10 protein-coding genes are annotated in these 4,434 nt (G+C 64.1%); 4 read left to right on the plus strand and 6 right to left on the minus strand.

Going from position 1 to position 4,434, the window contains the following annotated elements; genetic code table 11:
* The 4 genes from AC04MI_RS23650 to AC04MI_RS23665 form a co-directional block, all read right to left on the minus strand.
* The coding region (locus tag AC04MI_RS23650) for a helix-turn-helix domain-containing protein (RefSeq protein ID WP_476498865.1) at positions 1 to 531 on the minus strand (531 nt) is incomplete at its 3' end.
* Positions 528 to 794: a hypothetical protein gene (locus AC04MI_RS23655; protein WP_476498866.1), complete on the minus strand. Its 267-nt coding sequence runs from the start codon at positions 792 to 794 to the stop codon at positions 528 to 530. The genes AC04MI_RS23655 and AC04MI_RS23650, both read right to left, overlap by 4 nt.
* Positions 791 to 1,660 carry a hypothetical protein gene (locus AC04MI_RS23660; protein ID WP_476498867.1) on the minus strand — a complete coding sequence of 290 codons (870 nt, stop codon included), beginning with the start codon at positions 1,658 to 1,660 and terminating at the stop codon, positions 791 to 793. The genes AC04MI_RS23655 and AC04MI_RS23660 overlap by 4 nt, the downstream gene beginning before the upstream one ends.
* A 2-nt stretch (positions 1,661 to 1,662) precedes the next feature.
* Positions 1,663 to 2,172, minus strand: coding sequence for a phage regulatory CII family protein (locus tag AC04MI_RS23665; protein WP_476498868.1), 510 nt, complete (start codon positions 2,170 to 2,172; stop codon positions 1,663 to 1,665).
* Here AC04MI_RS23665 and AC04MI_RS23670 point away from each other — a divergent pair.
* The 4 genes from AC04MI_RS23670 (at position 2,171) to AC04MI_RS23685 (ending at position 3,970) form a co-directional block, all read left to right on the plus strand.
* Positions 2,171 to 2,425 (plus strand): hypothetical protein, encoded by a 255-nt coding sequence (locus AC04MI_RS23670; RefSeq protein ID WP_476498869.1) that lies wholly within the window; start codon positions 2,171 to 2,173, stop codon positions 2,423 to 2,425. The genes AC04MI_RS23665 and AC04MI_RS23670 overlap by 2 nt on opposite strands.
* Positions 2,426 to 2,635: 210 nt before the next feature.
* Entirely contained in the window at positions 2,636 to 2,920 is a 285-nt protein-coding gene (locus AC04MI_RS23675) for a hypothetical protein (RefSeq protein ID WP_476498870.1), read from the plus strand.
* Positions 2,921 to 3,349: 429 nt separating this feature from the next.
* Complete coding sequence (locus tag AC04MI_RS23680) at positions 3,350 to 3,571, plus strand: YnfU family zinc-binding protein (protein WP_476498871.1); 222 nt, start codon at positions 3,350 to 3,352, stop codon at positions 3,569 to 3,571.
* A 198-nt stretch (positions 3,572 to 3,769) separates the two neighbouring features.
* The gene (locus AC04MI_RS23685) at positions 3,770 to 3,970 is read left to right on the plus strand and encodes a hypothetical protein (protein ID WP_476498872.1); all 201 of its coding nucleotides are present in this window, start codon (positions 3,770 to 3,772) and stop codon (positions 3,968 to 3,970) included.
* Here AC04MI_RS23685 and AC04MI_RS23690 read toward each other — a convergent pair.
* Positions 3,957 to 4,169: a hypothetical protein gene (locus AC04MI_RS23690; RefSeq protein ID WP_476498873.1), complete on the minus strand. Its 213-nt coding sequence runs from the start codon at positions 4,167 to 4,169 to the stop codon at positions 3,957 to 3,959. The genes AC04MI_RS23685 and AC04MI_RS23690 overlap by 14 nt on opposite strands.
* Positions 4,170 to 4,194: 25 nt before the next feature.
* A partial coding sequence (locus AC04MI_RS23695) for a hypothetical protein (RefSeq protein WP_476498874.1) occupies positions 4,195 to 4,434 on the minus strand: 240 nt, incomplete at its 5' end.

Below are 4,434 nucleotides of genomic sequence, written 5' to 3' on the forward strand. Positions count from 1 at the left end.
GGCCTGCCCACCCTGCCCCGTCTCCGGCTGTCCGGTATCGGGTTGCTTTGCATCGCGCTCGCACGCGCCCCCCGCGACGGCGGGGGGATGGGGGGGTATTACTGACGGTTCATGACGGTTCTTGGGTATTAGTGTCCGCGTGGCGGACTGGTTTAGTCCGCGTGGCGGACTGGTTGGGTCCGTGTGGCGGACGGGTCCGCGTGGCGTACCGGTTCGCGTGGCGGACTGGTTAGGCGGGTTGTCCACAGCCTGCGCTGCATCATCGGCCTGCACCGAGAACTTCCCTGGCTCCACCCAGTACGTGGTCTTGCGACCATTCGAGCGGCTGGCTCGCACCGCACCTCTCGACTCCAGCCACGCGATGGCCTCGATCACCGCAGTACGCCCATAACAAGTCCGCTCGCACAGCTTATCTATGGTCGGCCAGCAATAGCCCTCATCGTTGGCCATGTCTGCCAGCGACACCAGCACCGCCTTCGCGGGTGGGCGCATCTGCAGCGGCCAGCACAGGGCCATGATGCGTGTGCTCATGCCCGCCCCATCCCGTCCGTGTGAGGCACGAAACCCGGCACCGCATAGCAGCGCCGCGTGCGCCCTGGCAGGTTCAAGGGGATCACCGAACCCAGGCGCATGGCATCCTCGATGGCCTTGTCCACCTGCTTTGCTGCCCAGCCAGTGCGTGCCACCAGCTCGGCACGAGACAGAGGCATTTCGAGCAGCATGGTACGCAGGCGCTCTTGCTTGGTGGGCCGCCGTACTTGGGCAGCCCCTTGGTTCATTGCGGCCTCGGTCATACAGACAGCGCCTCCGCAGCCTGACGAATCCGAAACCGCAGCCGCCGCGCCAGGTAGTCCTGCGTGGCTGCACTCTTGCCCAGGCTGTCCAGGTCGATGCGGGGCTTGTACGTGCCCTTGCGGACAAACATCACCACCGGCTTGACCACGGCACCCGTGGCGCCCAGCACGGCCCAGATGCCTGGGGCCAGATTGCTGGCGCGCATGTCTGCCTCGCCCTTGCGGGTGATGCGGGCACCGCCGCGCATCTTTCCGTAGCTCACGATGTACCGGCGGCCCAGCTGGGGCCCGGCCACCTTGGCAAGGCGGGCGGCAGTGCCACCGCGCGCCAGATTGGCGCGGGACTTGTCGGTCATGTTGGCGCGATAGCCCTGCTCGCCAAAGGCCTGGAAGTAGGCGATCAGCTGCACCAGAAACGGCCCCTTGAGGTTGCCGTAGCCGTCCTCGCTGCCCGGGAAGGGATTGGCAGGGATGGCCAGCTGGAATCCATTGGGCAAGATGCCCGCACGGCGCAGGGCCACCTCGCTGCGCTTGTCGCGCCGCTGGCCGCCAAACTCCTGCGCCTGCAGCACTTGTTGCGGGTCCACGCCGACCTTGCCGCCCGTGGTGCCGAACTGGCTTTGCTTCGTCGGTGCGATCGACACCTGCAGCTTGTCGGGCGTGGCCGGGAATACCTTGGGCGACGTGACGATGAACGGCGTGGGCCGGTCAAAACGCTGCGTCAGTTCACCCTGCATGTCTCGCCGCACCTGGTAGCCCGTATCGTTCAGCGCCTTGGCCGACGCCTCGCGCAGCTGGGCACCCGACAGCGCCTCCAGCTGCGCCTTCACTCGCTCGATGCCTTTGATGGTGATGTTGAGCTGCATGGCTACACCCCACCCTTGGCAGGCACCCGGCCCGCCACAAACGCATTGCCCGCGTTGATGTGCCCCATCAGCTCTTGCACCAGGTGCTGCACCCGCTTGTGGCCGTTGGGCGTTACCGAGCGGTCGTGGCCGGCCTCTTCCTGCATCGCCTTGGCCAGGTCACCAAACATCTGCGCGCCCGTGGCCAGGAACTCGGCCACGCTGCCCACCTGGGCGGGGTTGACCCGCACGCACACATAGCCCTCGGCAGCGGCCAGCACCTCGGTGGGCGCAATGCAACCGGTGGCGTGCTGGATCATCTGCAGCTCGCTCACCGACAGGTGGTGCGTGTCGGTGAACAGGCTCACCTTCTTCTGCAGCGTGCTGGGCGACATGCCAATGCTCTTGGCAACCCGCTCCAGCCGCCCCTCCAGCATGGCGCCCACGGCCACCAGCACATCGGGCCGGGTGGACGGTAGCGCCTCATCTTCGCCATAGGCAAAGGCGCGCGGAATTGAGACAGTTGCTCTCATGACGAATCAAACCTCCAGCTGCTCAACGGCAGCATCAGCACCCACCGCCGCCCACCCCTTGCCCGACCGCGTGGCCGCGCTGGAGCTGCTGGTGCAGCAGATGCTGTTTGTGATGGATGCACAGGGCACCCTCACCATCGAAGACCTGGGCCACTGGCTGGACACCGCCGCCAGCCGCATGCGCGCCACCGGCAGCGTGCCGCCCGCGCCGCTGCGGGCACTGGAAGCACTGACCGACATGGTGTGCGAATGACCCACACAGAAAACACCCCGCCACGCCACCGCACAAAGCTGCGCGCACTTGCCTGCGCACGCAGCGCCCTGGTGGTTGGGTGGAGTAACCCGGCAGCGCGGCTGCGGGCGTGGCAGGGTGGCAAAACAGAAATGAGCGCCCGCCCTGACCTGGCATACGATGGAAGCTCTCACACAACCAACACCAGAGGGGGCGGACATGAGCCAGGAAATGAGCGATTTCGAAATCGACGCATACATGCGATTCACACTGCAAGATTTGCTTTTGCAGCAGCTGTTCGTGCAATTCGCCAGCATCACAAACGACCCCGAGGGGGTGCTAACAGATGCGGAAAGCGCGCTTGTGGCGGTTATGTCCGCCATCAAGCCACCCGCCTCCGGGATAGAAGACAAACACATCAGGCTTCTCCAGATCCAGCGGGACCATGGACCGGATCTGGTTCGGGACTTTTTCCGGAAGGCACGGAGGAATCTGCCCAGACGCGAGGCCAAATAGCCTCCCCTTCGTGCACAACTGCGAGGGCGGCACGGCTCGCATCGACACCCACTGGAATAGCAGCCAGCGCCTCCAGCACGCGCGCCATCGCCGCATCGTCCAGCGGGTATCGAGCGACGATGAACGAGTGCCCGGGCGGGCCAAACTCAAAGTTCACACACACGGCTTTGCCTGGATCAATGCCCACCGCCTTTGCGGCTGCGACGCACACTTTGGTGGTCAGAGGCGTGAAGCAAGGGCGCTCCACTGCAAAGCCGCCTACGCGGGACTGGTCTTCAGACATGGGCCACCTCCTGCCCCGTGTGGAGCGCTTTGAATTTGATAGCACCCAGCGCAATACACACCAGCGCTGCGGCGACGTTTGGCGGGCACCCGCAATCGAAAGAGAATGTGCTTCTCACTTCAAACCATCTTTCGAGAGGGATGCCCATGAATGGACTGCTGGACAAAGAACTGATCGACGTGCCCTGCCCGCACTGCAGCCACAAGGCCGCGCAGCCCATCGGCAAGCTCAAACTGAACCCCAAGCTCACCTGCAGCAGGTGTCGGAAAGAGTTCGCGGTCAACGCGAACGAGCTGCGCGCCGGCATCAACAAAATCGAGAAGAAACTGGCGGACCTGCAGCGAGCCCTCGGCCGCTTGGGCAAGTAGCTCAAGGTCAGCGCACAACGCGCTGGAGTTGCTCACCAGCCGAAGGCTCTGCCCGCCGGGCAATTCATCGGCGCACGCTGTGGATACATCGAAAGAGCGAAGCATCAGGCCACCTCCAGATCAAATTGCACGAGGGCGCCCGCCCTCAATCGCTGGACAATGGAAGTACCACCAACCAAGCCAACGAAAGGGGCAGACATGCAAGACACCAAAACCATGAGCGGCTCGGAATTCAAGCTGCACTTCAGGGACCTGCTGGCCAGCCTGGAAGACGACGACCAGATCACCTTCGGCAGCGGAGACCTGAGCTTTTTCCAGCTCAGAGAACGCGGCCCCATCGAGGGGCCACGCATCGTGCAGGTGGAGTTCAACGAGGTGTACAAGGTCATCCCCGGCTAGCCAACGCGGCCTCATTGGCAGCAAGCTGCGCACGCAGCTCGGCCACCATTTGGGCGCGCAGCTCTTGCGCCAGCTTTTCCACCCGGGGCAACAGTTCGGCATGCGCAAACGGCATGTACACGCTGTCTTTGCGCCCGAGCATTTCGCTGCGCATAAACACCTCGCCATTCGCGCCAAGACCGATTTCAATCTTGGCCATGACGGTGGTCGCACAGTTGGAAAGGTCAGACATGCGCGGCCTCCTTTGCTTCGGAATTGATAGCTGCTGGCGCTTGCTGGGCAGGCGCCGGGGCTGTGTTGGGTTGGGGGTCGGCCAGATCGGGCCAGATGCGGCCGCACTTGTGAGGCCAGTATTCGCGCCGGAGAAAGGCACCGCCCGTGAACTGCTCGATCGCCAGGCCGTGCTCCACCGGGACAGACTTTTCACCAGACGCCATCTTGGAAACAAATGACTGCGGCACGCC

This window comes from Acidovorax sp. LjRoot204 (assembly GCF_056175785.1).